Annotated in this window: 25 protein-coding genes and 2 tRNA genes; 12 read left to right on the forward strand and 15 right to left on the reverse strand. The window is 61.0% G+C overall.

From position 1 onward, the window contains the following. Positions 1-6: 6 nt before the first annotated feature. The gene (locus ACR0J1_RS14655; RefSeq protein ID WP_480733711.1) at positions 7-1440 is read right to left on the reverse strand and encodes an NAD(P)-dependent oxidoreductase; all 1434 of its coding nucleotides are present in this window, start codon (positions 1438-1440) and stop codon (positions 7-9) included. Between the two features lie 230 nt (positions 1441-1670). On the opposite strand from ACR0J1_RS14655, the gene ACR0J1_RS14660 reads away from it, so the two are divergent. After that, positions 1671-2474, forward strand: a complete 804-nt coding sequence (locus ACR0J1_RS14660) for an undecaprenyl-diphosphate phosphatase (RefSeq protein ID WP_480733712.1) — start codon at positions 1671-1673, stop codon at positions 2472-2474. Here the strand turns inward: ACR0J1_RS14660 and ACR0J1_RS14665 are convergent, their stop codons facing one another. Continuing rightward, a complete protein-coding gene (locus tag ACR0J1_RS14665; RefSeq protein ID WP_480733713.1) occupies positions 2475-3458 on the reverse strand; it encodes a complex I NDUFA9 subunit family protein in 984 nt (327 codons plus the stop codon). A gap of 188 nt (positions 3459-3646) precedes the next feature. On the opposite strand from ACR0J1_RS14665, the gene ACR0J1_RS14670 reads away from it, so the two are divergent. Further along, positions 3647-3733 (forward strand) — tRNA-Leu (locus ACR0J1_RS14670). Positions 3734-3898: 165 nt separating this feature from the next. Here the strand turns inward: ACR0J1_RS14670 and ACR0J1_RS14675 are convergent. Continuing rightward, a tRNA-Arg gene (locus ACR0J1_RS14675) sits at positions 3899-3975 on the reverse strand. A gap of 115 nt (positions 3976-4090) precedes the next feature. On the opposite strand from ACR0J1_RS14675, the gene ACR0J1_RS14680 reads away from it, so the two are divergent. Further along, entirely contained in the window at positions 4091-5116 is a 1026-nt protein-coding gene (locus ACR0J1_RS14680) for a LacI family DNA-binding transcriptional regulator (RefSeq protein ID WP_480733714.1), read from the forward strand. A gap of 6 nt (positions 5117-5122) precedes the next feature. Next, on the forward strand, positions 5123-6334 hold the full coding sequence (locus tag ACR0J1_RS14685; protein ID WP_480733715.1) for a winged helix-turn-helix domain-containing protein: 1212 nt from the start codon (positions 5123-5125) through the stop codon (positions 6332-6334). 3 nt (positions 6335-6337) lie between these two features. On the opposite strand, the gene ACR0J1_RS14690 is transcribed toward ACR0J1_RS14685, so the two are convergent. The 3 genes from ACR0J1_RS14690 to ACR0J1_RS14700 all read right to left on the reverse strand — a co-directional run bounded on the left by ACR0J1_RS14690 (position 6338) and on the right by ACR0J1_RS14700 (position 9108). Then, positions 6338-7228 carry a helix-turn-helix transcriptional regulator gene (locus ACR0J1_RS14690; protein WP_480733716.1) on the reverse strand — a complete coding sequence of 297 codons (891 nt, stop codon included), beginning with the start codon at positions 7226-7228 and terminating at the stop codon, positions 6338-6340. 152 nt (positions 7229-7380) lie between these two features. Continuing rightward, positions 7381-7815 carry a homoprotocatechuate degradation operon regulator HpaR gene (hpaR, locus tag ACR0J1_RS14695; RefSeq protein WP_480733717.1) on the reverse strand — a complete coding sequence of 145 codons (435 nt, stop codon included), beginning with the start codon at positions 7813-7815 and terminating at the stop codon, positions 7381-7383. 150 nt (positions 7816-7965) lie between these two features. Beyond that, a complete protein-coding gene (locus tag ACR0J1_RS14700) occupies positions 7966-9108 on the reverse strand; it encodes a DUF3095 domain-containing protein (protein ID WP_480733718.1) in 1143 nt (380 codons plus the stop codon). Between the two features lie 144 nt (positions 9109-9252). Here ACR0J1_RS14700 and ACR0J1_RS14705 point away from each other — a divergent pair, with 144 nt between their 5' ends. From ACR0J1_RS14705 to ACR0J1_RS14720, 4 genes are all read left to right on the forward strand, one after another. Then, on the forward strand, positions 9253-10425 hold the full coding sequence (locus ACR0J1_RS14705; protein WP_480733719.1) for an MFS transporter: 1173 nt from the start codon (positions 9253-9255) through the stop codon (positions 10423-10425). 16 nt (positions 10426-10441) lie between these two features. Beyond that, a complete protein-coding gene (locus ACR0J1_RS14710) occupies positions 10442-11476 on the forward strand; it encodes a glycosyltransferase family 4 protein (protein WP_480733720.1) in 1035 nt (344 codons plus the stop codon). Between the two features lie 113 nt (positions 11477-11589). Continuing rightward, positions 11590-12612 (forward strand): aspartate-semialdehyde dehydrogenase, encoded by a 1023-nt coding sequence (locus ACR0J1_RS14715; RefSeq protein WP_480733721.1) that lies wholly within the window; start codon positions 11590-11592, stop codon positions 12610-12612. Positions 12613-12903: 291 nt separating this feature from the next. Next, a complete protein-coding gene (locus tag ACR0J1_RS14720) occupies positions 12904-13983 on the forward strand; it encodes an acyltransferase family protein (protein WP_480733722.1) in 1080 nt (359 codons plus the stop codon). Between the two features lie 58 nt (positions 13984-14041). Here ACR0J1_RS14720 and ACR0J1_RS14725 read toward each other — a convergent pair whose 3' ends face one another. Both ACR0J1_RS14725 and ACR0J1_RS14730 read right to left on the reverse strand, forming a co-directional pair. Further along, entirely contained in the window at positions 14042-14578 is a 537-nt protein-coding gene (locus ACR0J1_RS14725; protein ID WP_480733723.1) for an SRPBCC family protein, read from the reverse strand. A 103-nt stretch (positions 14579-14681) separates the two neighbouring features. Further along, complete coding sequence (locus ACR0J1_RS14730; RefSeq protein ID WP_480733724.1) at positions 14682-15332, reverse strand: carbonic anhydrase; 651 nt, start codon at positions 15330-15332, stop codon at positions 14682-14684. A 143-nt stretch (positions 15333-15475) separates the two neighbouring features. Here ACR0J1_RS14730 and ACR0J1_RS14735 point away from each other — a divergent pair, with 143 nt between their 5' ends. From ACR0J1_RS14735 to ACR0J1_RS14745, 3 genes are all read left to right on the forward strand, one after another. Then, positions 15476-15865: a hypothetical protein gene (locus tag ACR0J1_RS14735; protein ID WP_480733840.1), complete on the forward strand. Its 390-nt coding sequence runs from the start codon at positions 15476-15478 to the stop codon at positions 15863-15865. A 64-nt stretch (positions 15866-15929) separates the two neighbouring features. Next, positions 15930-17312 (forward strand): leucyl aminopeptidase family protein, encoded by a 1383-nt coding sequence (locus tag ACR0J1_RS14740; RefSeq protein ID WP_480733725.1) that lies wholly within the window; start codon positions 15930-15932, stop codon positions 17310-17312. Further along, positions 17309-18046, forward strand: a complete 738-nt coding sequence (locus ACR0J1_RS14745; protein ID WP_480733726.1) for a C40 family peptidase — start codon at positions 17309-17311, stop codon at positions 18044-18046. The genes ACR0J1_RS14740 and ACR0J1_RS14745 overlap by 4 nt, the downstream gene beginning before the upstream one ends. Here ACR0J1_RS14745 and ACR0J1_RS14750 read toward each other — a convergent pair. From ACR0J1_RS14750 to ACR0J1_RS14780, 7 genes are all read right to left on the reverse strand, one after another. Next, positions 18043-18393 (reverse strand): DUF2794 domain-containing protein, encoded by a 351-nt coding sequence (locus tag ACR0J1_RS14750; protein ID WP_480733727.1) that lies wholly within the window; start codon positions 18391-18393, stop codon positions 18043-18045. The two genes, ACR0J1_RS14745 and ACR0J1_RS14750, sit on opposite strands and share 4 nt — an antisense overlap. A gap of 80 nt (positions 18394-18473) precedes the next feature. Beyond that, positions 18474-20138, reverse strand: a complete 1665-nt coding sequence (locus tag ACR0J1_RS14755) for an ABC transporter permease (protein WP_480733728.1) — start codon at positions 20136-20138, stop codon at positions 18474-18476. 103 nt (positions 20139-20241) lie between these two features. Next, on the reverse strand, positions 20242-21459 hold the full coding sequence (locus tag ACR0J1_RS14760; RefSeq protein ID WP_480733729.1) for a phenylacetate--CoA ligase family protein: 1218 nt from the start codon (positions 21457-21459) through the stop codon (positions 20242-20244). Positions 21460-21478: 19 nt separating this feature from the next. Then, positions 21479-22312 carry an ABC transporter ATP-binding protein gene (locus ACR0J1_RS14765; protein WP_480733730.1) on the reverse strand — a complete coding sequence of 278 codons (834 nt, stop codon included), beginning with the start codon at positions 22310-22312 and terminating at the stop codon, positions 21479-21481. Between the two features lie 110 nt (positions 22313-22422). Further along, positions 22423-23706, reverse strand: coding sequence for an ABC transporter substrate-binding protein (locus ACR0J1_RS14770; RefSeq protein ID WP_480733731.1), 1284 nt, complete (start codon positions 23704-23706; stop codon positions 22423-22425). 74 nt (positions 23707-23780) lie between these two features. Further along, the gene (locus tag ACR0J1_RS14775) at positions 23781-24857 is read right to left on the reverse strand and encodes a branched-chain amino acid ABC transporter permease (protein ID WP_480733732.1); all 1077 of its coding nucleotides are present in this window, start codon (positions 24855-24857) and stop codon (positions 23781-23783) included. Between the two features lie 3 nt (positions 24858-24860). After that, positions 24861-25118: a hypothetical protein gene (locus ACR0J1_RS14780; protein WP_480733733.1), complete on the reverse strand. Its 258-nt coding sequence runs from the start codon at positions 25116-25118 to the stop codon at positions 24861-24863. 108 nt (positions 25119-25226) lie between these two features. Between ACR0J1_RS14780 and ACR0J1_RS14785 the strand changes: the two genes are divergently transcribed. Beyond that, entirely contained in the window at positions 25227-25565 is a 339-nt protein-coding gene (locus ACR0J1_RS14785) for a hypothetical protein (protein WP_480733734.1), read from the forward strand. The last annotated feature ends 7 nt before the right edge of the window (positions 25566-25572 follow it).

The raw sequence follows: 25572 nt of genomic DNA on the forward strand, positions 1-25572 counted from the left end.
CTGGGCTTATTCGGCTGCGACAGCCGCTTTGGCGTTGAACCGGTCGATGATCGCGTCGGCACAATCCCGACCATCACGGATCGCCCACACGACCAGAGAGGCCCCGCGCACGATGTCACCGATGGCATAGACGCCCTCCATCTCGGTCTCACCGGTTTCGAAGGCGGCCTTAATGGTGCCCCAACGCGTCACGGGCAGGTCGGGCTGTCCGAACAGGGTTGGCAGGTCTTCGGGCTCAAAACCCAAAGCCTTGATCACCAGATCGGCATCTTCGACGTAATCCGCGCCCTCAATGACCTCGGGCGCCTGACGACCGGTTGCGTCGGGCTGACCCAAACGCATCTTTTGCACCATCACGCCGGTCACCTTGTCGTCGCCGGTGAACCCTTTGGGTGCGCTGAGCCATTCGAATATGACGCCTTCTTCCTCGGCATTCTGCGTCTCGCGCTGTGAGCCCGGCATGTTGGCGCGGTCACGACGGTAGAGGCATTTCACCGAGGTTGCGCCCTGACGGATCGAGGTCCGCACGCAATCCATCGCGGTATCGCCGCCGCCAATCACAACGACCTTCTTGCCGTCGGCATTCAGACGGCCACTGTCGAAATCTTCGACCTTGTCGCCAAAACTTTTGCGGTTCGAGGCGGTGAGGAAATCAATCGCCTTCTCGATCCCGCCCATCCCACTACCGGGCATCGACAGATCACGCGACTTGTAAACACCGGTCGCAATGATCACTGCATCATGCTTGCCACGAATTTCTTCGAATTTCGCGGCGTCGACGTCGCAATTCAATTCAAACGTCACACCACCGTCAGCCAGCAGATCATTGCGCCGCTGAACAATGTCCTTTTCCAACTTGAATCCCGGAATGCCATACATCAGCAGACCTCCGGCACGGTCGTGGCGGTCATAGACCGTGACCTGAATGCCCGCACGGCGCAGCATGTCAGCCGCTGCAAGACCGCCGGGGCCACCACCGATGATGCCTACGCTTTCGCTGCGTTCTGTCACCGGCGCGACCGGCTTGACCCAGCCTTTGTCCCATGCGGTATCGGTGATGTACTTCTCGATCGTCCCGATGGTGACGGTGCCATGACCGGATTGCTCGATCACGCAATTGCCTTCGCACAGGCGATCCTGCGGGCAGATGCGGCCACAGATCTCGGGGAAGGTGTTGGTGGCCTGGCTGGTCTCATAGGCCTCTTCCAGACGGCCTGTTGCGGTCAGGCGCAGCCAGTCGGGGATATTGTTGTGCAGCGGGCAATGAGATTGGCAATAAGGCACACCGCATTGGCTGCAACGGCTGGCCTGTTCTTCGGCCTTGGCCGAGGCGAACTCGGCATAGATTTCATCGAAGTCTTCCTTGCGATCATCAGCGGCACGCTTTTCCGGCATGACGCGATCGATCTGCACAAATTTCAGCATCGGTTGCTTGGCCACGGGTCAGACTCCATGAATTGGCTTGGTCGGGACTGTTTACGAGAACCGGCTTGAGATGAAAAGTAAGTTATGCTGACCTTTTTTCAAAAAAATATGCCTTCACCCTGAAGTTTTCGGAATTAATACGCTTTTTTAGATCCGATTCGGACCTATTTGAGCGCTTTTCTTTCCGCCATGGCGCTTATACCCATTACAGACAAAGAATAACCGGCATCCGGACGGGCGGGCAGATGAGTCTTTTTCAGTTGATTCTGGTGGCGATCATCCAGGGCATAACCGAGTTTCTGCCGGTTTCGTCCTCGGGCCACCTGATCCTGCTGCCCCACCTGACCGGCATGGCAGATCAAGGGCTGGCGATTGATGTCGCGGTGCATGTGGGCACGCTGGGTGCGGTGGTTCTATATTTCCGATCTGACGTGAAACAGGCGTTGGCGGGGTTGCCGCGGGCGTTGACTGGGCGGCTGGATACCCCGCAGGCACGGCTGGCGATGGGGCTGGTTGTGGCCACTATTCCCACGATTGTTGTGGGCGCGGTTCTGCATGTCACGGGGCTGACCCACGCCCTGCGATCGGTCGCGGTGATCGGATGGGCAATGCTGATCTTTGGGCTGGTCCTTTACTGGATGGACCAGAAAGGCCCGCAGACCAGACAAGCCAGCGACTGGGGTCCGCGCCACGCGCTGATCATGGGGTTGTGGCAGGTGCTGGCCCTGATCCCGGGTACATCACGGTCGGGCATCACCATCACCGGCGCGCGGCAGTTGGGCTATACCCGCGAAGACGGCGCGCGGCTGGCCATGCTGATGTCGATCCCGACCATTCTGGCCTCGGGCGCGCTGCTATCGGTTGATGTGATCCGGCAGGCAGACGCACAACTGGCGCGCGACGGAGCGATTGCGGCGCTGTTCGCCTTTGTCTCGGCCCTGTTGGCGCTGAGCCTGATGATGCGCCTGCTGCGCAGCGTCAGCTTCACGCCTTACGTGATCTACCGCGTGGTGCTGGGGATCATCCTGCTGATCATGGCCTATGGCTGATCAGGTCCGCAGGTTGCTGGCCGAGTTCTGAATATCGTCATATTGACCCGCTGGGCGGAACTTCCACAGATACTCGGGCAGGATCGATTCCAGCGCCACGGGCTCGATGCCCAGATCGGCAAAGCCTTTGGCCCCGTCCGACACCACATTGTCCCGGCGCAGGTTTTTCAACTGGTCGCGGGTCAGGATGGTGTTGGGGAAAAGCTGGAAGCTGACGAATTTCACCATATCCAGAACGCCCGCCATAACCTTCGCCGCAAAAAACGGCATCCCGATAATGACGCGGCGGCGGTGGATAACTTCCAGCATCTGCTCCATCAGTGCGCGGAAGGTTTTGACCTCGGGACCACCCAGCTCATAAACACCCGGCTGCGCCTGCCCGACCGCACCCAGCACCGCGGCGTGCGCGACATCGTCGGCATAGACCGGCTGGAACTGGGTATCGGCACCAACCAGCGGCAAGAAGGGGCTGGTCCGGGTCATCCCGGCAAAGCGGTTGAAGAACTGATCCTCGGGCCCGAACACGACCGAGGGCCGCAGGATCACAGCATCGGGCATATGCGCCAGCACGCCAGCCTCACCTTCGGCCTTGGTACGCGAATAGTCGCTGTCAGATTCTGCATCCGCGCCGATGGCCGAGATGTGGACCATCCGGTCTACACCCTGCGCCGCGGCCAAACGGGCGATCCGCTCCGCCCCTTCCGCCTGCACCGCATCGAACCCGTTTTTGCCCAATTCGTTCAAGACACCGACGCAATTCACCACCGCCAACGCGCCCTGCATCGCCTGCGCCACCGAGGCATCATCGCGGATGTTGCACAGGATCGGCTCAACCTGTCCGACGGCACCGTAGGTTTTGACAAACATCGCCTCGTTCGGACGGCGCACGGCCACCCGCACACGCCACCCTTCGGCGGCCATCCGGCGCGCGACATAGCGGCCGACAAAGCCCGATCCACCGTAAATCGTGACCAGTTTGGACATGATGGCGCTCCTGCTGTCTGGGTCCTGATCAGATCTACCGCCCAAGCGCCCGGCAAACAAGGCGCAATAACGCCGCGCGGGCCCGAAAAACCGTGCCGGGCGCGGGTCGCCAAAAAACTTTTTCGAAAACTGCCCGAATCCGGTTGACGCCCCCCGTCTGTGGGCTTAAACGCCCCTCCACGACACCTGCCCAGGTGGCGGAATTGGTAGACGCGCTAGCTTCAGGTGCTAGTGTCCGTATGGACGTGGAGGTTCGAGTCCTCTCCTGGGCACCAGAATCCCAACAAACTCGCGGAACCAGATTTTGCTGGCACGGGTGCGTGCCTTGCAAGGTTTAGATGCTGGCACATTGCCTACCGTTTACTCTATTCAAGCCAGCGGCAGTTCCGATCACAGCTATACTGCAACCGCAATAATTCGTACGCCGCATCAGTAAAACCTGGCGACCCCGGCAGGATTCGAACCTGCAACCTGCCCCTTAGGAGGGGGCTGCTCTATCCAGTTGAGCCACGGGGCCGCGCATCGCCTTCTCTAGCCGGGATTTTTCGGGTTGTCATCGGCTTTGCACAACAGTTGAACAGTTCGCCCTGTTCACGCTACCATCGGCGAAACAAACTATGCAGGTATCCCCGGTGACAACAGAAACTAAACGTCCGCTTACCCTTCGTGATGTCTCGGAAGCGTCCGGGGTGTCGGAAATGACCGTCAGCCGGGTGCTGCGCAATCGCGGCGATGTCTCGGACGCGACCAGAACCCGCGTTCTGGCTGCCGCGAAAGAGCTGGGATATGTGCCCAACAAGATCGCGGGCGCGCTGGCGTCCAGCCGGGTGAATCTGGTCGCAGTCATCATCCCGTCGCTGTCCAACATGGTCTTTCCCGAGGTGCTGACGGGCATCAATCAGGTGTTGGAGGACACAGAGCTGCAGCCGGTGGTCGGCGTAACCGACTATCTGCCCGAGAAAGAAGAGAAGGTGCTGTACGAGATGCTCTCGTGGCGGCCTTCCGGTGTGATCATCGCGGGATTGGAACATTCCGACGCCGCGCGGGCCATGCTGGATTCTGCCGGTATTCCGGTGGTCGAGATCATGGATACTGATGGCAAGCCAGTGGATGCGATGGTGGGCATTTCGCACCGCCGCGCCGGGCGCGAGATGGCACAGGCGATCCTGAAGGCCGGGTATGAGCATATCGGCTTTATGGGCACTAAGATGCCGCTGGATCACCGCGCGCGGAAACGGTTCGAAGGGTTCACCGAGGTGCTGGGCAAGCACGGGGTCGAGATCGAGGATCGCGAATTCTACTCGGGCGGCTCGGCGCTGGCCAAGGGGCGAGAGATGACGCAGGCGATGCTGGAACGCTCACCCGAGTTGGATTTTCTGTATTATTCCAACGATATGATCGGTGCGGGCGGGTTGTTGTACCTGCTGGATCAGGGGATTGATGTGCCCGGTCAGATTGGCTTGGCCGGGTTCAACAATGTCGAACTGCTGCAGGGGCTGCCGCGCAAACTGGCCACGATGGATGCCTGCCGGACCGAGATCGGGCGCACTGCGGCCCAGATCATCGCGGCGAAACTGGCCGATCCCAACACCGAGGTCGAAACCCGCGTCACCCTGACCCCCAAGATCAGCTACGGCGACACGTTGAAACGGCGCTGACGCGCAATGGCCCTGCAACGTCTGGACAATCGCGCCGCGCGGGCCCTGTTCATGGATCGCCACGCGCTACTGGAACAACCCTCGGGTGGTTCGAAGGGTGAGGATTTGCTGCATCTGATCCACCGTCTGGGGTTTGTTCAGCTCGACAGTATCAACACTGTTGCCCGCGCCCATGACATGATCCTCTATGCGCGCAGGCCCAGCTATCGCGCGGGCCATCTCAAGCGGCTCTATGAAAATGACCGGGCGCTATTCGAGCATTGGACCCATGACGCCGCCGTGATCCCAATGGAATTCTACCGCCACTGGCATCTACGCTTTCTGCGCGATGCTGACATGCTGAAAGCGCGCTGGAAGAACTGGCGGCGCGATGGGTTTGAACAGAAATTCGCAACCGTCCTACAGCATATCCGCGACCATGGGCCGGTGGGCTCGTCCGATGTTGGCAAGGACGAAAAGAAAGGCTCGGGCGGTTGGTGGGACTGGCACCCGTCCAAGACGGCGCTGGAATATCTCTGGCGGTCCGGCGCGCTGACGGTTGTCGGGCGCGATGGGTTCCAGAAGCGCTATGACCTGACCGAACGGGTGATCGACGCGCATCTTTGCCCCGGCGGGGATTGCAACACCGAGGCCACCATCGATTGGCTATGCAACGCGGCCCTGGATCGGTTGGGGTTTGCGACCTCGGGCGAATTGGCGGCCTTTTGGGATACGGTCAGCGCAGCCGAGGCCAAGATGTGGTGCGAACAGGCTCTAACACGGGGCACTATCGAGGAGATCATCGTCGACTGTTCAGGAGGGAAAGAGCGGAAGGTCTATGCCCGCCCCGGTCTCTGCGATGAGGCGAAGGCCTTGGGCCCGCCCCCCGGTCGGATCAGGGTCCTCAGCCCATTCGATCCGATGCTGCGTGACCGGAACCGGGCCGAGCGGCTATTTGGCTTTCACTACCGGATTGAGGTCTTTGTACCCGAGCCCAAGCGCATCTATGGCTACTACGTCTTTCCGCTGCTGGAGGGCGACCGCTTGATCGGTCGGATCGATATGAAGGCCCAACGGGATCGGGATGTTTTACACGTCCGGGCGCTGTGGCCCGAGCGTAAGCTGCGCTGGTCTGATGCACGGACACGCCGTCTGCAGGCCGAACTTGATCGGGTCCGGCGGTTCGCGGATTTGAAGGATGTCGCTTTTGCGGATGGGTGGCTGAAAGAACCGAAATAGATTCTATTTCAGAAAGCCTCGGTGCTCGATCAGTTGCCGTAACTCGGCCAGCGAGGCCTTAGCTGGCTGACCAGAGGTGTCCAGCTCGGCATCTGCACGACCATAAAGCGCCTCGCGGCTGGCGAGGATGCATTTGAGCTGTTCCATCGCCTCGGGGTTGCCGGCCATGGGGCGTTCGTCACCCTGCGCCCGCACCCGTTCCATATGCTCGGTCGGCGAGGCGCGCAGCCACACCGTGTGGAACCGGTTCAGCAGGTTGGTAAAGGTTGCAGGTTCGGCCACGATGCCGCCGGCGACCGCCAGAACCAGTCGGTCATGCGAGGTGATCACCCGCTCCAGCGCCTGCGCCTCAAGGTTGCGATAGCCGTCCTGACCATAGAATGCCATCACCTCGGACAGGGGCATACCGGCCATCTCTTCGATCCGGGCGGTCAGTTCGACGAAGGGCAAGTCAAGCGCATCCCCCAGCAGCGCGCCCAGCGTTGATTTCCCGGCCCCGCGCAGGCCGATCAGGCAGATCCGCTGCGCCCGGGCATCACCGTCCGGCTGCGGGCGTAGTGCGTCCATCACCGCGCCTTTGACCTCGGCGCTGGCTTGCCGGTACAGTTCCGCCACCTGCAAAGCATCCGAATCCCAGGGATCATCCTCGCCGATCAGCCACTCGACCTTATAGTCGAGCGCCTGCGCGACACGCTGCAGCAGCCCGATCGAGATATTGCCCTCACCCGCCTCAAGCTGCGCCAGGTAGCGTGGCGAAACCTCGGAACTTTCCGACAGCACCCGGCGCGGAATGCCGCGCATCTGCCGGGCGCGCCGGACCCGAGCGCCAACGCGGGCGCTCAGATCATGCGGGTTGATCCCCTTTGCGGGGACAGCTGGCTTGGTCGCATCCATCTCGATCAGACCGTCTGTGTAAAATAATGCACAAAATACGACGCGAGGCCCGTGCGGGCAACGGGTTTCGGCAGATCGTTCGGCTGGATACGACGCGCAGCCGGTCGCGACCGGGTAAAACCGCTGGATTAGAGCCGATTTTGAATCTTCAACTAGGACTCCATCAGGTGAAGTTCGTTCAACAGATCCAGCAGCATCTCGTGCCGGTCCGGCCCCAGCGTCTCGCGCGTTTGATCGGCAAGCTCGACAATGGCCGACAGGTTGGCATGAATAATCGCCACCCCGTCTTCGCTGATTTCTATGATCTGGCGGCGGCGATCCTTCAGGTCCGGGCGTCTGACGATCAGTTTCTTGTCGTCCAGATTTTTCAGGATCCGGGTCAGGCTTGGCAGCAGCAGGCAAGCACGCTCGGCAATCCGGGTCGGCTCCTGCGGACCTTCCTCCTGCAGGACGCGCAGCACGCGCCATTGCTGCTCGGTCACACCCGCATTGGCAAGCACGCCTCGGATCGGCCCCATCACCCGCTCGCGCGCGCGCAGCAGCGCAATCGGCAACGATCGGGACATCAATGGTAAGTTGTCTGCCATGATGAATTTTCGCGCAATTTCATATATTTCGCAAGTTTTTGCTGAATCCGCTGCCCGAAGCCACATTAGGCATTGGCGAACCCATGCAACTGGTGGGTCCAAAAACAGCGCCATGTCCGGTTCCGTAAACCGGAACCAAGAGCAGCAGCCCTAACCCCGCATCGTCGCGGCAGCCTGTGCATATCCGCCCGAGGCCCCGTCAACGAAATGCACATGATCGTCGCGCGTGGCCGAAGGGACAAAGCAGGTCATCATCGCCTCTTGCTGGGCGTGCAGGCCATAGCGGATCTTACCCCGTGCCTGCGCGTCCTCCAGCATCCGGGTGATCTGCTGCAGCGTGGCCGGATCGCAATCCAGCGTCATTTTCAGCCCGTCATCGAACTTGCGGAAATCGGCGTTGCGGCTGACCATCTCTTTGTAGTGGTTGGGTTCAAACTGTCCCAGCCGCATCCCGGTCTTGAACAGCAGCCCGATCAGCATGTTGCCGACCATCAGCCGGATCTTCTGCGCCACAAGGTTGCGCCCCGCGCGCGAGACATGGGCATCAATGTCGACACCGGGCGGAGGCCACCTCATCGGGGGTCCCTTGGGTGGAACCGGATGACCGGCGCGTTCCAACCCCTCGGCGGCGGACAGGACGGATTGGGTCAGCGAGGCAAATTCTGCCTCGTCAGAGCCTGAATCGGGCTGAATCACCAGTGATACGATCTGACCGTGCCGGGCCGGGCTGTTGGACCAACGACAGGACAAACCGGTCAGATCGGGTTGCGCCTCGGGGTCCGCGGGTGGGATCGTGAATTGCCCGGACTTCATCTGCGACTCGGCCCAGGCCAGACCGCCGCCCGAGAACATGGCATAGTCGACCCCGGCTGAGGGTGCGTAGCGGGCCACTCGCAGGTCGCGCCCGGCAGCGCGGATGTCAGACACCGAAACCAGCGCCGCGCGCAGGGAGATGGCGAATTCGGCCTCGGCCCAGCTTTGCAAAGCGGCCAGCGTCTTTTGCGCCGTTTCGGCATCATCGCCCGGCACGGCAAATCCGGCCCCGTCACCGCCAAAGACATAGGGGAAGACCCGCCCCTCCAGCGCGTTGATCATGCCCGAGATCACCGCCGCGCCGACCATGTTGACGGTCTTGTAACGGCCCCGCGCGATCTCGCCGGTCGAGTCCACAATGTCGGCCACGCCCAGGACCCATGTGTCAGGCAAGGGGGTGAACTGCGCGGGATCGCTGAGGTTCAGGAAATTGTCTGAAACAGGGACAGAGTCATAAAACACAGAGTCTAATGCGGCCATGGTGCTCTCGGAAAATCATAAATCTGCTTCGAAGATAGCCCAAATGTGAAGAAAGTCCTGCCCAATCATCCTTGCCGGACCGCTTGTGCGGATTGGCGCGACGTGCCAAGCATCTGGGCAGATCATTCAGAAGGGGACAGGCCGATGCAGGCAGGATTGGTGATCTTGTGTCTGGCTTACGTCCTAAGCCAGTTTTTTCGCGCCTTTCTGGCCGTACTGACCACCGATCTGGGCCGGGATATCGGTGCAACGCCGGAAGATCTCGCCTTTGCCTCGGGCCTTTGGTTTTTGGTCTTTGCCGCAGTGCAAATTCCGGTGGGCTGGGCGCTGGACCGTGTCGGGCCCCGGCGCAGCTCGGCGGTGCTGCTGCTGATCGGCGGCGGGGGCGGGGCGGCTCTGTTTGCGTTGGCCACGACGCCGATCCATGTGGCGCTGGCCATGGCACTGATTGGGGTCGGATGCTCACCTGTCCTGATGGCGTCTTACTACATATTCGCCCGGGAGTTCCCGCCCGCCAAATTCGCCACGCTCGCTGCGGTGATGCTGGGCGTCGGGTCAGTGGGCAATCTGGTTGCCTCTTACCCCACCGCGCTGGCGGTTGAGCTAATGGGGTGGCGCGCCACGCTGGCGGGGCTTGCGATCATCTCGGGCGTGGTAGCGGCGGGGATCTGGCTGTCGGTGCAGGATCCCAAACAGGTCGAGACCGAACACAAGGGATCGGTGCTGGACCTTCTGAAAGAACCCGCTTTGTGGACGATCCTGCCGCTGATGCTGGTGGCCTATGCGCCGTCGGCCGCGCTGCGGGGGCTTTGGGCCGGGCCGTATCTGCGCGATGTCTTTGACCTCAGCACTACGCAGATCGGACAGGCCACGCTGATCATGGGGGCTGCGATGATCGCGGGTACGTTCTCTTATGGGCCGCTCGACCGCATTCTTGGGACCCGCAAATGGGTCATCTTCGGTGGCAATGCTCTGGGTACGGCTGCGTTGGGACTGCTGTGTCTGTGGATCGACGGCGGCGTCTGGGTGTCGGTCCTGCTGCTGGCGGTGATCGGATTTTTAGGGGCCAGCTTTCCGGTCATCATGGCCCATGGGCGCGCGTTCATTCCGGCGCATCTGGTGGGCCGAGGGGTCACACTGCTGAACCTCTTCGGCATCGGCGGCGTCGGGCTGGCGCAGTTTGCCACCGGGCGGATCCATGCGGCGAGTGCTGGGATCAGCCCCGCCGCGCCCTATACCGCGATCTTTGGCTTTTTCGCCGCCACCCTTGCCATTGGTTGCGTGATCTATCTATTCAGTCGGGACAGCGTCGACTGATGGATTGGAGAAGCCCGTGCAGGATATCGAGGTCATCGCACCCAATCTGAAACACTCCCTGTCGGGCGTGACAACCACGGTGGTCCGGCTGCTGCCGATACAGGAAAAGATGATCGGCATCTGCGCCACCGGCCCCGGCCTGCCGGATGATTTGCCCCATATCAGACTCTGGAAACTGCTGTTTCTGCCCAACCGTAAACGGGTCTGGCATGCGCGGCGCAATACCGAGATGCTGATGGGGCTGATCCTGCGCACGGTGTTTCGGCGCAACTACAAACTGCTGTTTACCTCAGCCGCGCAACGAGATCATTCCGGGTTCACGAAGGGACTAATCCGTAAGATGGACGGGCTGATTGCGACGACGCCGCAGGCGGCCTCATTCCTTGAACATCCCGCAACGGTCATCATGCATGGGGTGAATACCGAACTGTTCCACCCCGCCGAAGACAAGCACGCCCTGCGCCAGAAGCTTGGCCTGCCCGATGGCCTTCTGATCGGCTGCTTTGGCCGCATCCGCCCCCAGAAAGGCGTCGATTTGCTGGTCGAGGCAGCCCTAAAGGTCCTGCCCCATCACCCGGACGCGCATGTGATCTTCACCGGGCGCGCCACCAAGGAATTCGAGGCGTTTCAGGCCGAACAGGAACAAAAGCTGCAAGACGCAGGCCTTGGTGACCGTGTGCATTTTCTGGGCGAACGCCCTTGGGACGAGATTGTCGAGACTTACCGCGCGCTTGATCTCTTCGTCGCCCCCGCGCGGCACGAAGGGTTCGGCCTGACCCCGCTTGAGGCGATGGCCTCGGGTGTACCTGCGATTGCCTGCCATGGGGTCGGCGCGTTCAGCGCGCAGATCAAGGATGGCGAGACGGGCCGATTGGTCGAGAAAGACAACGCCCCAGCATTGGCCGCAGCGCTGGAGGATATGCTGCAAGACCGCGCCGCGCTGGTCGCAGCCGGTCAGGCCGCCCGCGCCCATGTCGAGCAGAATTTCCGAATCGAAGGCGAGGCGCAGGCCATCGTCGAGGTTTATCGATCCTTGCTGAAACAACCCTGAACGGTTCTGAACTGCGTCAAATCGGTGTGACGGGGTGAAATAAGCCGAAACGCCTCTTTTTTCTTTGCCGCAACGCGGCTATGAACGCGCGTCCTTAACTTTGGAGACATGCAATGGGCTATCGCGTCGTTGTCGCCGGCGCCACGGGTAACGTGGGCCGCGAAATGCTGAACATTCTGGCGGAACGCCAGTTTCCGGTTGATGAACTTGCCGTGCTGGCAAGCCGTCGTTCGCTGGGGACCGAGGTAAGCTTTGGCGACAAGACACTGACGACCCAGGACATCGACACCTTTGATTTCACCGGCTGGGACATGGCGCTCTTTGCCATCGGCTCGGACGCAACCAAGGTCTACGCGCCCAAGGCGGCGGCCGCTGGCTGCGTGGTGATCGATAACTCGTCGCTCTATCGCTATGACCCGGACATTCCGCTGATCGTGCCGGAATGTAACCCGCAAGCGATCCACGACTACAAGAACAAGAACATCATTGCCAACCCCAACTGCTCGACCGCGCAGATGGTGGTCGCGCTGAAGCCGTTGCATGATCGTGCCAAGATCAAGCGCGTTGTGGTGTCGACTTATCAGTCGGTATCGGGTGCCGGTAAGGACGGCATGGATGAGCTTTGGGATCAGACCAAGGCCATCTACAACCCGACCACGGAGGTTGAGCCGAAGAAATTCCAGAAGCAGATCGCCTTCAACGTCATCCCGCAGATCGACGTCTTCATGGAAGACGGCTCGACCAAGGAAGAGTGGAAGATGGTTGTCGAAACCAAGAAGATCGTCGACCCGTCGATCAAGGTCACAGCGACCTGCGTTCGGGTTCCGGTCTTTGTTGGCCATTCCGAGGCCGTGAACATCGAGTTCGAAGAATTCCTGGACGAAGATGAGGCCCGCGACATCCTGCGCGAGGCACCGGGCATCATGGTGATCGACAAGCGTGAGGCCGGCGGCTACGTCTCACCCATCGAATGCGCGGGCGATTTCGCCACCTTCATCAGCCGTATCCGTCAGGATTCTACCATCGAAAACGGCCTGAACCTGTGGTGCGTGTCGGACAACCTGCGCAAGGGCGCGGCCCTGAACGCCGTGCAGATCGCGGAACTGCTGGGCCGCGAGGTCCTGAAAAAAGGGTAACCGGCACCAGCCGCCGAACCGAACACCCCGAACCCCGCCACCCTTGGCGGGGTTCCTGCTTTTACGGGTGCCTTGATCCGGGGCAAGGCCGCTGGAACCGCTGAACGGGCTGCTCTGATGTCGGCTGGAAAAACCTTGTATCGACCAGAATAGAATGCAACGCTTCGGTCGATTGATCTGCAGTTGGCGAAACACTGGTCGCGAGGCTGGGTTTTGGTGGCAATGCGTGCGATTACACGAACCGAGGGCCGCTAGTACTTGAATCCTGCCAATTCACCAATTCAGCATTTTGTGTGGGTCGATTTTTTGCGGGGCGTCGCCGCCCTTGCTGTCGTGATATTTCACTACCACCATTTCTATCTGGCCGACGCCCTTGATCGCCCTTCTATCCCGCCCATCGGCACTTTTCCCTATGCGACCATCCTTGAACCGCTGTACAGCCATTGGGCAGCCAACGCTGTCGAACTGTTCTGGCTGATATCGGGATTTGTGTTCGCGCATGTCTACCTGACGCGCAAGACAACCGCCCGAGAGTTCGGAGTTGCCCGCTTTGCTCGGCTCTATCCACTCCATTTTTGCACCCTGATTTACGTTGCAGCGCTGCAATGGTTCAGCTTGAAGATGGTCGGGCACTGGCAGGTCTACGGCAATAACGATCTGTTCCACTTTGTCTTGCAGTTGTTCATGTCATCGAACTGGCCCACGTTCTCGTGGGGGCTGAGCTTTAACGGGCCGATCTGGTCGGTATCGGCCGAGATATTCATCTACGTCCTGTTCTTCTTTGCCCTGACAATGATCCGACGATTCCCCCTTGCAGTCCCATTGCTTCTGAGCGCTTTTTTCTGGGGCTGGTTCGCGCTTCGGCCGGTCGGACTGTGGTATGTCTCGGATCTGGTATTCGAATGTGGCGGGTATTTTTTCCTGGGCTCCGTTCTGTATGCGCTCAGGCCTTATGACAGACCGCTCCGAGCAATCCTGATCATTCTGCTTGGTGCCGCGCTTGTGGCCCTTGGCATCGCGTCCGGACGTCACTTCCTGATTGTTCCCGGCGCTTCCGTTGCAATCCTGTGCTTCTTTGTAGCGCTGGATCGGATCGCGCCGAGATCAGGAAAACGGGTGACGGTTGTCGGCGATATCAGCTACAGCCTCTACCTTGTTCACGTGCCGCTGCAGATGTCTGCACTTCTGGTGGCTGATCTGATGTTCGACGGCAGCCGCGCCTTTGCAAACAGTATGGCAACCCTGCCGATCTATGTTGCAGTGTCTGTTGCAACGGCTGTTCTGGCCAATAAGTGGCTGGAAAAGCCCGCCGGACGGGCCATACGAAAACGGCTCATGGCCCCGCCTGCTCATATCCGTCAACGGTCCTGAGCGACCCTTCGGTAACTGCGGTTGCTGACGTCACGACGATCTGTCGGCCTTGGTCAGATCACCCCTGCCCTTCAACCAACGCTTTCAGATTATCCAGCCCGCGCTCGTAGTCGCCACCGACCCATTTATCCATCATCAGCCCCATCCAACGGGACATGGGGTTCATGCCCAGATCGGATGTGAACCCCCACGTGACCTGCGTTGCCTCCCCTTCAGGCTGCAGAACAAATGAGGCCGAGGCGCTGCCCATCGGGCCAAAATCAAGAGCGGTATTGACCTGCTGATCCTGCACGCTTTCGACGATTTCCTGCGAGCCGGTCCCGACCTGCGGATGCTCCGAGCTCCAGCTCAGGGTGTTTCCGACTCCGGCCTCGGGGCCGCTATAGGACAGTTTGGTTTCGGGGTCGCGGGACAGCCAGGGTGACCATTTCTCGGTTTCCTGCATCGAATTCACGTAGGGAAAGATGGCCGCCGGCGGTGCATCGATTGTGATACTGCGCGACACTTCGGCCTTGCCGGGCAGCAGGTAAGACACCGCGACCAGCGCCGCGACAATCACGATCAGAGTGACAAAAATCCGTTTAATCAACCGCATGAGTATGATCCGATTCCAATAACGACACCGTGATCATAACAAAAAATGACGCGAAATCAGAGGGCTGATCCGCGTCATTCCAAATGGGCAGGCAGAGGCCCGCTCAGACCGTGACGAATTTCTTCTCAACCGGGTCATAGCATTCCAGCCCGCCCTCGCCGATATCGGTCCACAGGCCATGCAGGCTGAGGGCGCCGTCTTCGACGGCCGATGATACGAACGGGAAACTCATCAGATTTTCCAGCGAGGCAACGACGGCGTGACGTTCGAACTGGCGGGCCTGCTCGGTGCTGTCCTCTACATCGGCAACCAGTTCGTATTTCGGTTTGAGGATATCCATCCAGCGTCCGACGAAACTGTCCTTGTTCTCCAACTGCGGGGCCTGCCCCTTGCACATATCGATGCAGCCCTGCACGCCACCGCACTGGGAATGGCCCAGAACGATCAGATGTGCCACTTTCAGTGCGGTCACCGCATACTCGATGGCTGCGCTGGTGCCGTGGTGATCACCATCCGGCAGATAGGGTGGCACCAGATTGGCGATGTTGCGGTGGATGAAGAAATCACCCTGATCCGCCCCGAACATCGAGGTCACATGCACCCGGCTGTCGCAGCACGAGATGACCATCGCCCGGGGCCGTTGCCCTTCGGTCGCCAGCCGCCGGTACCAGACCTGATTTTCCGAATAGGTCGTCGCTTGCCAGCCGTGATACCGTTTCACCAGATAGTTCGGCAAAGGTTTGGCGAAGTTCATTGTGATGCCCCTGTGATCTTGACTGATCCGCTCTGTAACCTGAATTCGCGCAAAATTCGAGACATTATCCCCGTGCAACGCAAGGAATTGCAAAGGTATCCGGTGGCAGGGTGGCCCTGTGCCGTGGGGGCATGAAGAATGGGGTGAATGTGGTGGACAAGATTATCACGCTTGAACAGAAAGAATCCGTGCGGCTGGACCCGGACCGGCTCAGCAGCCTGTATCATCAGCTTGGCGACACCAACGCGCTGGACGTGCTATGCCGCACGGTCGAGGAGCTGGCGCTGCGCCTGTCGAACTGCGAACGCTTCTGGCGGCAGCGCGACTGGGCGGGGTTACGCAAATGCGCAAAGTCGCTGGTGGCGATTGCCGATCAGATCGGAATGACAGTGCTGGCCCGCGTGGCAGGCGATGTGGCCTATTCGGTCGATTGCGGCGACGCGGTGGCCACCGGGGCCACGCTGGGGCGCCTGATCCGGGTGGGCGAACGCTCGTTGACGGCGGTCTGGGATCAGCAGGACCTTTCGGTCTGAGGGGGGTTGCGGGCGGATCGCAGGCGGCTAGTCTGGGCGCGACCTGAACCAGCCCGAGACGCCCATGACCCTGTCCTTCGCCCCGCCTTCCGACCCTGCGCTGCCGCTTTATGTGCTGGACCAAGCCGACCTTGCCGACTGGCTGGCGGATCAGCCCGACCGTGTGCAGGCCTGGGTCGCGGCCAGCAGCTTTGCCGCCGCTCTGGGTCAGGTGCTGTTGCTGCCCGGCCCTGAAGGCGCGCCAGAGGCCGCGCTTGCGGGCTATGGCAGCGCGGTCAAACGCGCACGCAAACGCTTCCCGTTGGCGGCAGCGGCCGAGGCCTTGCCCGAGGGCACCTATCGCATCGCCTCTGGCGTGCCTGTCGAGGTGCTTGAGGCCGAATGTTTCGGCTGGTTGATGACCGGCTATATCTTTGACCGCTACGCGTCCGGTGTTGCGGCCAAGGCACGGCTGGCCGCTCCTGACGGCATCGACGCGGCACGGGTCGAGACGATGGCCAATGCAGAACTGCTGATCCGGCATCTGGTGAACACGCCAGCCTCGGATATGGGACCGGAACAGCTGCAAATCGCAGCCGAGACTTTGGCCGGGGAGTGCGGCGCGCGCTGTTCCGTCATCGCCGGCGACGCCTTGCTGGACCAGAATTTCCCGATGATCCATACGGTCGGGCGCGCTGCTGCCCAAGCGCCGCGTCTGATCGAGCTGAACTGGGGCAACAGTGGGCCAAAGCTGACGCTTGTGGGCAAAGGCGTCTGTTTCGACACCGGCGGGCTGAACCTGAAACCCGGCGCGTCGATGGGCCTGATGAAAAAGGACATGGGCGGCGCAGCCAACGTGCTGGGGCTGGCGCAGATGATCATGAAGCTGGGGCTGAACGTTCAGCTGCGCGTGCTGATCCCGGCAGTCGAGAACGCGGTGGCGGGCAATGCCTTCCGCCCCGGCGACATCCTGACCGCCCGCAACGGATTGACGGTCGAGATCAACAACACCGATGCCGAAGGGCGTCTGGTGCTGGCCGATGCGCTGGCGCTGGCGGATGAGGGTGAGCCTGATCTGGTGATTTCGATGGCCACGCTGACCGGCGCGGCGCGGGTGGCGGTGGGGCCTGATCTGGCTCCGTTCTATACCGATGACGACAGTGCCGCCGGGGCTGTGCAATGGGCGGCACTGTCTGCCGCCGACCCGGTTTGGCGGATGCCATTTCACGATCCTTATGAGACGATGATCGAACCGGGAATCGCTGATCTGGACAATGCGCCCGCGGGCGGGTTTGCGGGGTCGATCACCGCGGCGCTGTTCCTGCGTCGCTTTGCCGGTGACAGCCGATACATGCATTTCGACATCTACGCCTGGCAGCGCAGCAAGGAGCCGGGCCGCAGCAAGGGCGGGCTGGGGCAAGGCCCCCGCGCCCTTTTGACGGCTCTGCCAGAACTCATGAATCTATGAGCGAGGCGCAAATCATCCATCCGGTCGTGGACCTGCTGCGCCGGCCCGACGGACCGCGGGACCGGCAATTGCTGTTCGGCGACTTCGTCTCGGTGACTGATACGCAAGACGGCTGCAGCCGGGTCATATCGGCAAAAGACGGGTACACCGGCTGGGTCGCCTCGGACCATCTGGGCCCGATCGAGCCGCCGACCCATTGGATCGCAGCCGCCGCGACCCATGCCTATGTCGCCTCCGATATGAAAAGCGCCGATCAGGTCTCGCTGAGTTTCGGCAGCAAAATCCGGGCATTGTCCGAGCGGGACGGGTTTCTGGAAACCGCTCTGGGCTTCATCCCTGCGGTCCATGCGATGCCCGTCGATACACGGCTGGCCGATCCGGTGGCAACGGCGCAGCTGTTTCTGGGCACACCTTATCTATGGGGTGGCAACAGCCGCTTCGGACTGGATTGTTCTGGTCTGGTACAGGCAGCCCTTCTGGCCTGCGGCATCCCCTGCCCCGGAGACAGCGGCGATCAGGAACGCGAGGTCGGTGACCTCGTTCCCCCGGGTGAGCCCGCACAGCGCGGGGACCTTCTGTTCTGGAAAGGCCATGTTGCGTGGGTGGCCGACAAGAACCTTCTGCTGCACGCCAACGCCTATCACATGGCCGTCGCGCTCGAACCGATGGATCAGGCGATTGCCCGCATCGTGGCGCAGGGCGATGGGCCGGTTACAGCCCACAAAAGGCTCTAATCAAGGTCGACCGAGCGGATCAGCTTACGCTCCAACACCCGCAGCACAGCCCGCAGATCGTGGCCGCGTTTCAGGATGCGCCCGTCCATGCCGACCACCGAATACATCCCCTGACGCATCCGCAGGCGGGGGTGTTTCTCGACGCGGTAGATCGGATGTTCGGCCGTGCGGCGGAAGATCGAAAACACCGCCATGTCCCGCAGGTTCGAAATCCCGTAGTCGCGCCATTCACCGGCGGCAACCATTCGGCCATAGACTGACAGGATATGAGACATCTCGCGCCGGTCAAACGCGACCGGCATCTGGGCAGAGCCGGACCCGAACCGGCTGGGAGGCTGCATGTTCATGTAACAAGCCTTGCCGGAATTGGCGTTTGAATCAAGTCCGGCGCAGAAGTGGTGTGGTATTTTTGAACCGCCGTGCGCGGTTACCGGCGTCCGACCTGACGACAGATCAGGATCACCGGCAGCAGCCCCACGGCCAGAATAACCAGCGAAGGCACTGCCGCACCCTCAAGCCGTTCGTCCGAGGCCAGACGGTAGGCCTGCACCGCCAGCGTGTCGAAATTGAACGGCCGCATGATGAGCGTCGCAGGCAGTTCCTTCATCACATCGACAAAGACGATCAGCAACGCGGTCAGCAGCGAGGGCGTCAGGATCGGTAGATGCACGCGGCGCAACGTGCCCAGAGGCGTCTGCCCCAACGACCGCGCGGCGGCGTCCATATTGGCATGCACGGTGCTTTGGCCACCCTCATAGGCGCTGAGCGCGGCGGCCAGAAACCGCACCATATAGGCCGCGATCAGCAGCCAGATCGAGCCGGTCACCAGCAGCCCGGTCGAGATATCGAAGGTCTGGCGCATCCACGCGTCCAGAGCATTGTCGAACCCGGCAAAGGGCACGATCAGCCCCACCGCGATCACCCCGCCCGGCACCGCATAGCCCAGCCGCGCCAGATAAGCCGCCATGGCCGAGCCGCGCCCGGGGCGCAAGCGCTGGAAAAACCCGACCGAAACGGCCGCGCAGACGGTGATCACCGCTGCGGTCCCGGCCAGCGTCAGCGAGTTCTGGATAAAGCCGATATAGCGCTTTGAAAGCAGGTTCTGCTCGGATTCCAGCCCCATCTGCACAAGGATCACCACGGGCAGCAGGAACCCGAACAGGACCGGAATAGCGCAGAGCAGGAACGCCGCCAGCGACTGCCAGCCCTTTAGTTGCGCGGCGGGCATAACCGTGTGGCGCTTGCCCGCCTGATAATATTTCGCCTTGCCGCGCTGGGTTCGTTCCGCCACGGCCATCACCAGCGCAAAACCCAGCAGACACAGCGCCAGTTGCGCCGCCGCAGCGCGGTCGGCCATCGAGAACCAGCTGGTGTAGATACCCGTGGCAAAGGTCTGCACCCCGAAATAGGACACGGTGCCGAAATCGGCGATGGTCTCCATCACCGCCAGCAGCACACCGCCTGCAATGGCCGGGCGTGCCATTGGCAGCGACACCCGCCGGAATGCCAGCCACGGATTGTTGCCCAGCGCGCGCGCCGCCAGAAAGGCGGTCGCACTTTGCTGCAGAAAGGCCGCACGGGCCAGCAGGTAGACGTAAGGATAAAGCACAAGGATCAGCATCACCGCCGCGCCCTCGGTCGAGCGGATCTCGGGGAACCAATAGTCGCGCGGCCCCCAGCCGGTCACATCGCGCAAGGTGGACTGCACGATGCCGGGATGATCCAGAATGAACGTATAGGCATAGGCCAGCACATAGGCCGGGAAGGCCAGCGGCAGGACCAGCGCGATCTCAAGAAACCGAACCCCGGGGAATTTGGTCATCGTGACCAGCCACGCCGCCCCGGTGCCGATCGAGAATGTCCCAGCCGCTACCAGAACCACCAGGATCAGAGTCGTGGCCGTGTAGCCGGGCAAAACAGTCTCTAACAAGTGCGAAATCGTATCGGTTCCGCCCGTTACTGCCGCCAGCACCACCGCAACCATCGGCAACAGGCAGGCCGCCGCCACCACATAGGCCACGCCGCCCACCAGCCGGGTGCCCAGCGCGCCGCGATTGCGGGTTCCGTGTTCCGAATATTCGATCTCGGTCATGGCGTTTGCCTGACATCCCTCAAGGTTCGGCCCTTAATCGACCAAAACGCTAGGAAAAGCCAGTGGGCCACGCCACAAATCTGCGTCACAGGGCGCGCGCAGATCACTCGTAGACGCGCTGATCCTCGATCACCAAACCATCCTTGGGCAGAGAGCCGGGGGCTACAACCTCGATCGCGCCTTTCAGCTTCAGCACCTCGACCACGGATTTGGCATAAGCGCCGTCATTGCTGCAGGGGCTTTCGATCTGGACGGTCATGGTATCCATCTCTCCCTGCCGGGCGGCGATGACGCGGGCCTTGACGATCTCGTCATGCTTGTCGACCAGCGCCGCGACCTGCTCGGGGCGGACAAACATGCCCTTGATCTTGGTCGTCTGATCAGCACGGCCCATCCAGCCCTTGATACGCAAGTTACTGCGTCCGCAGGGAGAGACTCCGGGCATGATTGCCGACAGATCGCCAGTGGCGAAACGGATCAGCGGGTAATCGGGGTTGAGCGTGGTGACTACGACCTCTCCCACCTCTCCCGGAGCCACCGGCGTACCGGTGCCAGGGGTGACGATCTCAACGATGACGTGCTCATCAATGATCATCCCCTCCATCGCGGGGCTTTCATAGGCGATGTTGCCCAGATCGGCAGTGGCATAGCACTGCAGGCAGGTGATGCCGCGATCTGCGTATTCCTGACGCAGCGACGGGAACAGGGCGCCACCGCCAACCACAGCCTTCGAGAATTGCAGCGCAACACCCATCGCATCTGCTTTGTCGAGGATGATCTTCAGGTAATCCGGCGTGCCCGCATAGGCCGTACAGCCCACATCACGGGCGGCGGTCACCTGCAGTTCGGTCTGGCCGGTGCCTGCGGGCAGCACGGCGGCCCCAACCGCTTGCGCGCCGCTTTCAAAGATCATGCCCGCCGGGGTCAGGTGATAGCCGAAACAGTTCTGCACGATGTCGCCGGGGCCAATCCCGGCGGCGTTCAGGAACCGGCCCATGCGCCACCAGTCATGATCGGTGCTGCCGGGCTCATAGATCGGGCCCGGAGACTGAAACACATGCTGGAAATGCCGCGCGGGCTTGACGGTGAACCCACCGAACGGAGGCCGCGTGCCCTGCGCCTGCGTCAGATCGGATTTGCGCAGCACCGGCAGGTTGGCCAAAGCCTCGGCACTGGTCACTGCATCCGCATCGACGCCCGCGAGGATCGTTGCATAGCCGGGTGCAGACTGTGCCCGCGCGATCTGCGCGGGCAGGGCGTCCGCGTGATCGGCCGCGCGTTCATCGGCGGATCGGGTTTCAAGCTTGTCGAAAAAACTCATCGAAAGATCCTCCATCCGCTTACAGCCATCTCTTGCGGCGGCGGTATGAGCGCACGTCGCGAAAGCTTTTGCGGCCTTCGTCCGACATGCCGAGGTAAAATTCCTTAACGTCCGGATTTTCGCGCAGTTCAGCGGCGGGGCCATCCATCACAATGCGACCCGATTCCAGAATATAGCCGTAATGCGCAAACCTGAGCGCCACATTCGTGTTCTGTTCAGCCAGCAGGAAAGACACGCCTTCCTTCTCGTTCAGGTCCTTCACGATGCCGAAAATCTCTTCGACCAGTTGCGGAGCCAGACCCATGGAGGGTTCATCCAGCAGAATGGTTTCAGGTCGCGACATCAGCGCCCGGCCCATCGCCACCATCTGCTGTTCCCCGCCCGAGGTATACCCTGCCTGGCTACGGCGGCGTTCCTTCAGGCGTGGAAAGTAATTGTAAACCAGCTCCAGATCCTGCTGGATCGCGGCATTGCCATCCTTGCGGGTGTAGGCACCGGTCAGCAGGTTTTCCTCGACCGTGAGGTGTTCGAAACAGTGACGGCCCTCCATCACCTGAATAACGCCCTTCTGCACCAGATCGGCAGGATCGCTTTCGTGTACACTCTGGCCGCGATACTTGATCGAACCCTTCGTGACTTCACCCCGTTCCGAATGCAGCAGGTTCGACACCGCCTTCAGCGTCGTGGTCTTGCCCGCACCATTGCCGCCCAGCAGCGCCGTGATGCCACCCTTGGGCACGGTCAGGCTGACGCCTTTCAGCACGAGGATCACGTGGTTGTAGATCACCTCGATATTGTTGACCTCAAGCAGGGTTTCCGCCTGCACATCCGTGGTTTGTGCCGCATCCAGCATCAGCGCGTGTCCTCATACCTGCCCACCCGGGGCGGTTCATAAGAAGCGGCAGATGACCCGCCGCTTCGGGTTCTTGGGGCGCCCCGGGGGTCAAACCGGGGCGCTTGTGCTTATTCGCAGCGCGACGAGATGTTGTTCTCGGCGGCGTAGGCTGCGGAATCTTCTGCGATCAGCTGACCGATCACCTCGGCATCGGTCGGCTTGAACTCCTGAATGCTGTTCCAGGTTCCGGTCGACGCATCCCACTGGACGACACCCACCAGACCGGGGCCGCCGTGGTTTTCGCACGAGACCGAGAATTCAGGGCCGAACCCGGCCATGCCGAGGCCTTCCATCTTAGCATTGGTGATTTCCAGCGCTTCCATCCCGTCCCGCATCATCGCCGGAGTGATGTCAGCCACACCATGCATTTCCTGCGCGGTTTTGATCGCCTCGGCCGCAAGCATCGCTGCATAGAGGCCACGGTTGTACTGCACGGCACCCAATTGGTCACCGGCACCGGCTGCCTTGCCACCATCGACCACGTATTTGCGCAGATCGTCATAGACCGGATAGTCATCACCCAGACCGGTGAATGTCAGCGCCTTATAACCGGTGGCCTTGTCGCCTGCAGGTTCCACGTCAAACTCAGCACCGGACCACCAGACGCCGATGAAATTCTCCATCGGGAAGCGAATGTTGGCGGCCTCCTGAACTGCAACCTGATTCATCACGCCCCAGCCCCACATGACCACATAGTCGGGCTTTTCACGGCGGATTTGCAGCCATTGCGACTTCTGCTCCTGACCGGGGTGATCCACCGGCAGCAGCGTCAGGTCATAGCCGTGCTTTTCAGCCAGCATTTCCAGCGTGCGGATCGGCTCTTTGCCATAGGCCGAGTTGTGATAGACCAGCGCGATTTTCTTGCCGCTCAGGTCACCGCCGTTTTCATCCAGCAGATAGTTGATCGCACCCGACGCCCCGTTCCAGTAGTTGGCCGGATAGTTGAACACGTTGCTGAACACCTTGCCGTTGGCCGCCGAGGTTCGACCGTAGCCCATCGTGTGCAGCGGAATGCCGTCTGCAGTCACTTTGGGGATCAGCTGATAGGTAATCCCGGTCGACAGCGGCTGATAGACCAGCGCGCCTTCCCCCTTGGTGGATTCATAGCATTCCACCCCTTTTTCGGTGTTATAGCCGGTCTCGCACTCGATCACGCGAACCGGAACACCACCGATACCACCATCACGTTCGTTCAGCAGCGTGAAATAGTCGTTATAGCCATCCGAGAACGGAATACCGCCCGCCGCATAAGGGCCCGTGCGATAGCTGAGGTCCGGGATCACAAGATCCGCCAGTGCGGGGCTTGCAGCCATCAGGGCGCCCAGCGCCATGGTTGCCAGTTTCGTTTTCATCGGGTGTCTCCTCCCTTGATTGATCCGATGTTGAGGTTCGGGCTTGCCACCCGTCTTTTGATTGGGCCTGGCCCCTAGTGCGGGAACGGCCATAGTCTCAGTTTCTCTTTCGCCACGCGCCAAAGCTGCGCCAGCCCGTGCGGCTCGAGGATCAGGAACATGATGATGAGCGCGCCGACGATCACCAGTTGCAGATGCGCCACGATATCCGTGGGCCAGCCCAGAACATCGACGCCGACTACTTTCAGAACCACCGGCAGCAGAACCAGAAAGGCCGCCCCGGCGAAGGATCCGAAAATGGACCCTAATCCGCCGATAATCACCATGAACAGCACCAGAAATGATTTCTGGATGCCGAAGACTTCTCCGACCTCGACCGCACCCAGATAGACCGCGAAGAACAGCGCCCCCGCGATGCCGACAAAGAACGAGCTGACGGCAAAGGCGGTCAGCTTGGCCTTGAGCGGGTTCACCCCAATGATCTCGGCCGCGATATCCATGTCACGGATCGCCATCCATGTGCGACCCGTGGTGCCGCGTGTCAGGTTGCGCGCGATGATGGCGCAGATCGTCAGGAAGATCAGGCAGAACAGATAGGTGGCCCAGGCAGGCGCGTTCGGGCCCGTGATGATGATGCCGAACACATCACGCTCGGGCGCGTTGATCTGGCCCGAGGCCGAATAGTTGTAGAACCACGGCACCCTGTTGAACAGCCACACAAGGAAAAACTGCGCCGCCAGCGTGGCCACGGCCAGATAGAACCCCTTGATCCGCAGGGACGGCAGGCCGAACAGCACACCGACAATCGCAGTGATACCGCCGGCCAGCAGGACGTGGATGAACATGGACACATCCGGAAAGGCGGTCATCAGCTTGTAACAGGCATAGGCTCCCACTGCCATGAACCCGCCTGTCCCCAGCGAGACCTGCCCGCAATAGCCAACCAGAATGTTCAGCCCGATCGCCGCGATGGCGTAGATCAGGAAGGGCAGCAGCAGCGCGTTGGCCCAGTAATCGTTGATGATGAACGGGATGATCCCGAATGCCACGGCCAGCACGACGTAATACCGATACCGGTCGAACTTGATCGGGAAAGTCTGGCTGTCATCGACATATGAGACTTTGAAGTCCCCGGCTTCACGATAGAACATATCTTACTTTCCCCATTCTTCCTGCGCCCGATTGCGGGCAGCGGCATCCAGTTGGTTGGACCCTTTGGCATATCCGGTCGCCTCGGACGCGCGCACCAGCTTCATGTAAGCCAGAACCCCCATGATCAGGCCCGCAAAGGCGAGGATGGCGGCAATGACCAACTGGCCTTCGGTCAGATCATCCGAGGAGAGCGCGATATACCCAAAGGCCCAGAACCCGGCCCATGCGATGACGTTGATGATGGCGAGAAGCTTGGTCATGCGGCCTCTCCTGTCATCTGCTGAGCACACTTCCGGGAAACGCCGCAGAATTGACGGGTTTTTGTCCGGTTTTGCAGTATCATCCAGCCCGTCCGACAGGAGCTTGCCATGAATACCCTCGCCAAAGAGCTTGAAGATCTGGAAACCCGCCGCGCTGCAGGGACCATCAGTGACGATGATGCGGCGCTTGCAAAACAGGCTTTGCTAAGCCGAGCGTCGGCAACCTCCGAGGCTGGTCCTCGCGCTGGCAACCCCAACCGTGGATTGTTCGGCTGGATCATTGCTGGCGTCTTCGCCAATCTCATGCTGTCCCTCATCGGGCTGGCCGGGTTGGCGGCGATAGCATATCTGCTGCTGCCTTTGGCGCTGGCTGTGCCAATACTGATCTGCGCGGTCTTTATCCTGCCGGTACTATGGCTGTTGGACTGGATCGGCGATCTGTTGTGATTGACCA

The organism is Ruegeria sp. CJ3, assembly GCF_056536725.1.

Bases quoted from the DNA above. Each gene is read 5' to 3' on its own strand.
- ACR0J1_RS14780 (WP_480733733.1), bottom strand. From the start codon at position 25,118: ATGACCAAGCTTCTCGCCATCATCAACGTCATCGCATGGGCCGGGTTC.
- ACR0J1_RS14765 (WP_480733730.1), bottom strand. From the start codon at position 22,312: ATGCTGGATGCGGCACAAACCACGGATGTGCAGGCGGAAACCCTGCTT.
- ACR0J1_RS14660 (WP_480733712.1), top strand. From the start codon at position 1,671: ATGAGTCTTTTTCAGTTGATTCTGGTGGCGATCATCCAGGGCATAACC.
- ACR0J1_RS14685 (WP_480733715.1), top strand. From the start codon at position 5,123: ATGGCCCTGCAACGTCTGGACAATCGCGCCGCGCGGGCCCTGTTCATG.
- ACR0J1_RS14665 (WP_480733713.1), bottom strand. From the start codon at position 3,458: ATGTCCAAACTGGTCACGATTTACGGTGGATCGGGCTTTGTCGGCCGC.
- ACR0J1_RS14740 (WP_480733725.1), top strand. From the start codon at position 15,930: ATGACCCTGTCCTTCGCCCCGCCTTCCGACCCTGCGCTGCCGCTTTAT.
- ACR0J1_RS14705 (WP_480733719.1), top strand. From the start codon at position 9,253: ATGCAGGCAGGATTGGTGATCTTGTGTCTGGCTTACGTCCTAAGCCAG.
- ACR0J1_RS14745 (WP_480733726.1), top strand. From the start codon at position 17,309: ATGAGCGAGGCGCAAATCATCCATCCGGTCGTGGACCTGCTGCGCCGG.
- ACR0J1_RS14755 (WP_480733728.1), bottom strand. From the start codon at position 20,138: ATGACCGAGATCGAATATTCGGAACACGGAACCCGCAATCGCGGCGCG.
- ACR0J1_RS14750 (WP_480733727.1), bottom strand. From the start codon at position 18,393: ATGAACATGCAGCCTCCCAGCCGGTTCGGGTCCGGCTCTGCCCAGATG.
- ACR0J1_RS14725 (WP_480733723.1), bottom strand. From the start codon at position 14,578: ATGCGGTTGATTAAACGGATTTTTGTCACTCTGATCGTGATTGTCGCG.
- ACR0J1_RS14785 (WP_480733734.1), top strand. From the start codon at position 25,227: ATGAATACCCTCGCCAAAGAGCTTGAAGATCTGGAAACCCGCCGCGCT.
- ACR0J1_RS14690 (WP_480733716.1), bottom strand. From the start codon at position 7,228: ATGGATGCGACCAAGCCAGCTGTCCCCGCAAAGGGGATCAACCCGCAT.
- ACR0J1_RS14715 (WP_480733721.1), top strand. From the start codon at position 11,590: ATGGGCTATCGCGTCGTTGTCGCCGGCGCCACGGGTAACGTGGGCCGC.
- hpaR (WP_480733717.1), bottom strand. From the start codon at position 7,815: ATGGCAGACAACTTACCATTGATGTCCCGATCGTTGCCGATTGCGCTG.
- ACR0J1_RS14700 (WP_480733718.1), bottom strand. From the start codon at position 9,108: ATGGCCGCATTAGACTCTGTGTTTTATGACTCTGTCCCTGTTTCAGAC.
- ACR0J1_RS14775 (WP_480733732.1), bottom strand. From the start codon at position 24,857: ATGTTCTATCGTGAAGCCGGGGACTTCAAAGTCTCATATGTCGATGAC.
- ACR0J1_RS14770 (WP_480733731.1), bottom strand. From the start codon at position 23,706: ATGAAAACGAAACTGGCAACCATGGCGCTGGGCGCCCTGATGGCTGCA.
- ACR0J1_RS14730 (WP_480733724.1), bottom strand. From the start codon at position 15,332: ATGAACTTCGCCAAACCTTTGCCGAACTATCTGGTGAAACGGTATCAC.
- ACR0J1_RS14760 (WP_480733729.1), bottom strand. From the start codon at position 21,459: ATGAGTTTTTTCGACAAGCTTGAAACCCGATCCGCCGATGAACGCGCG.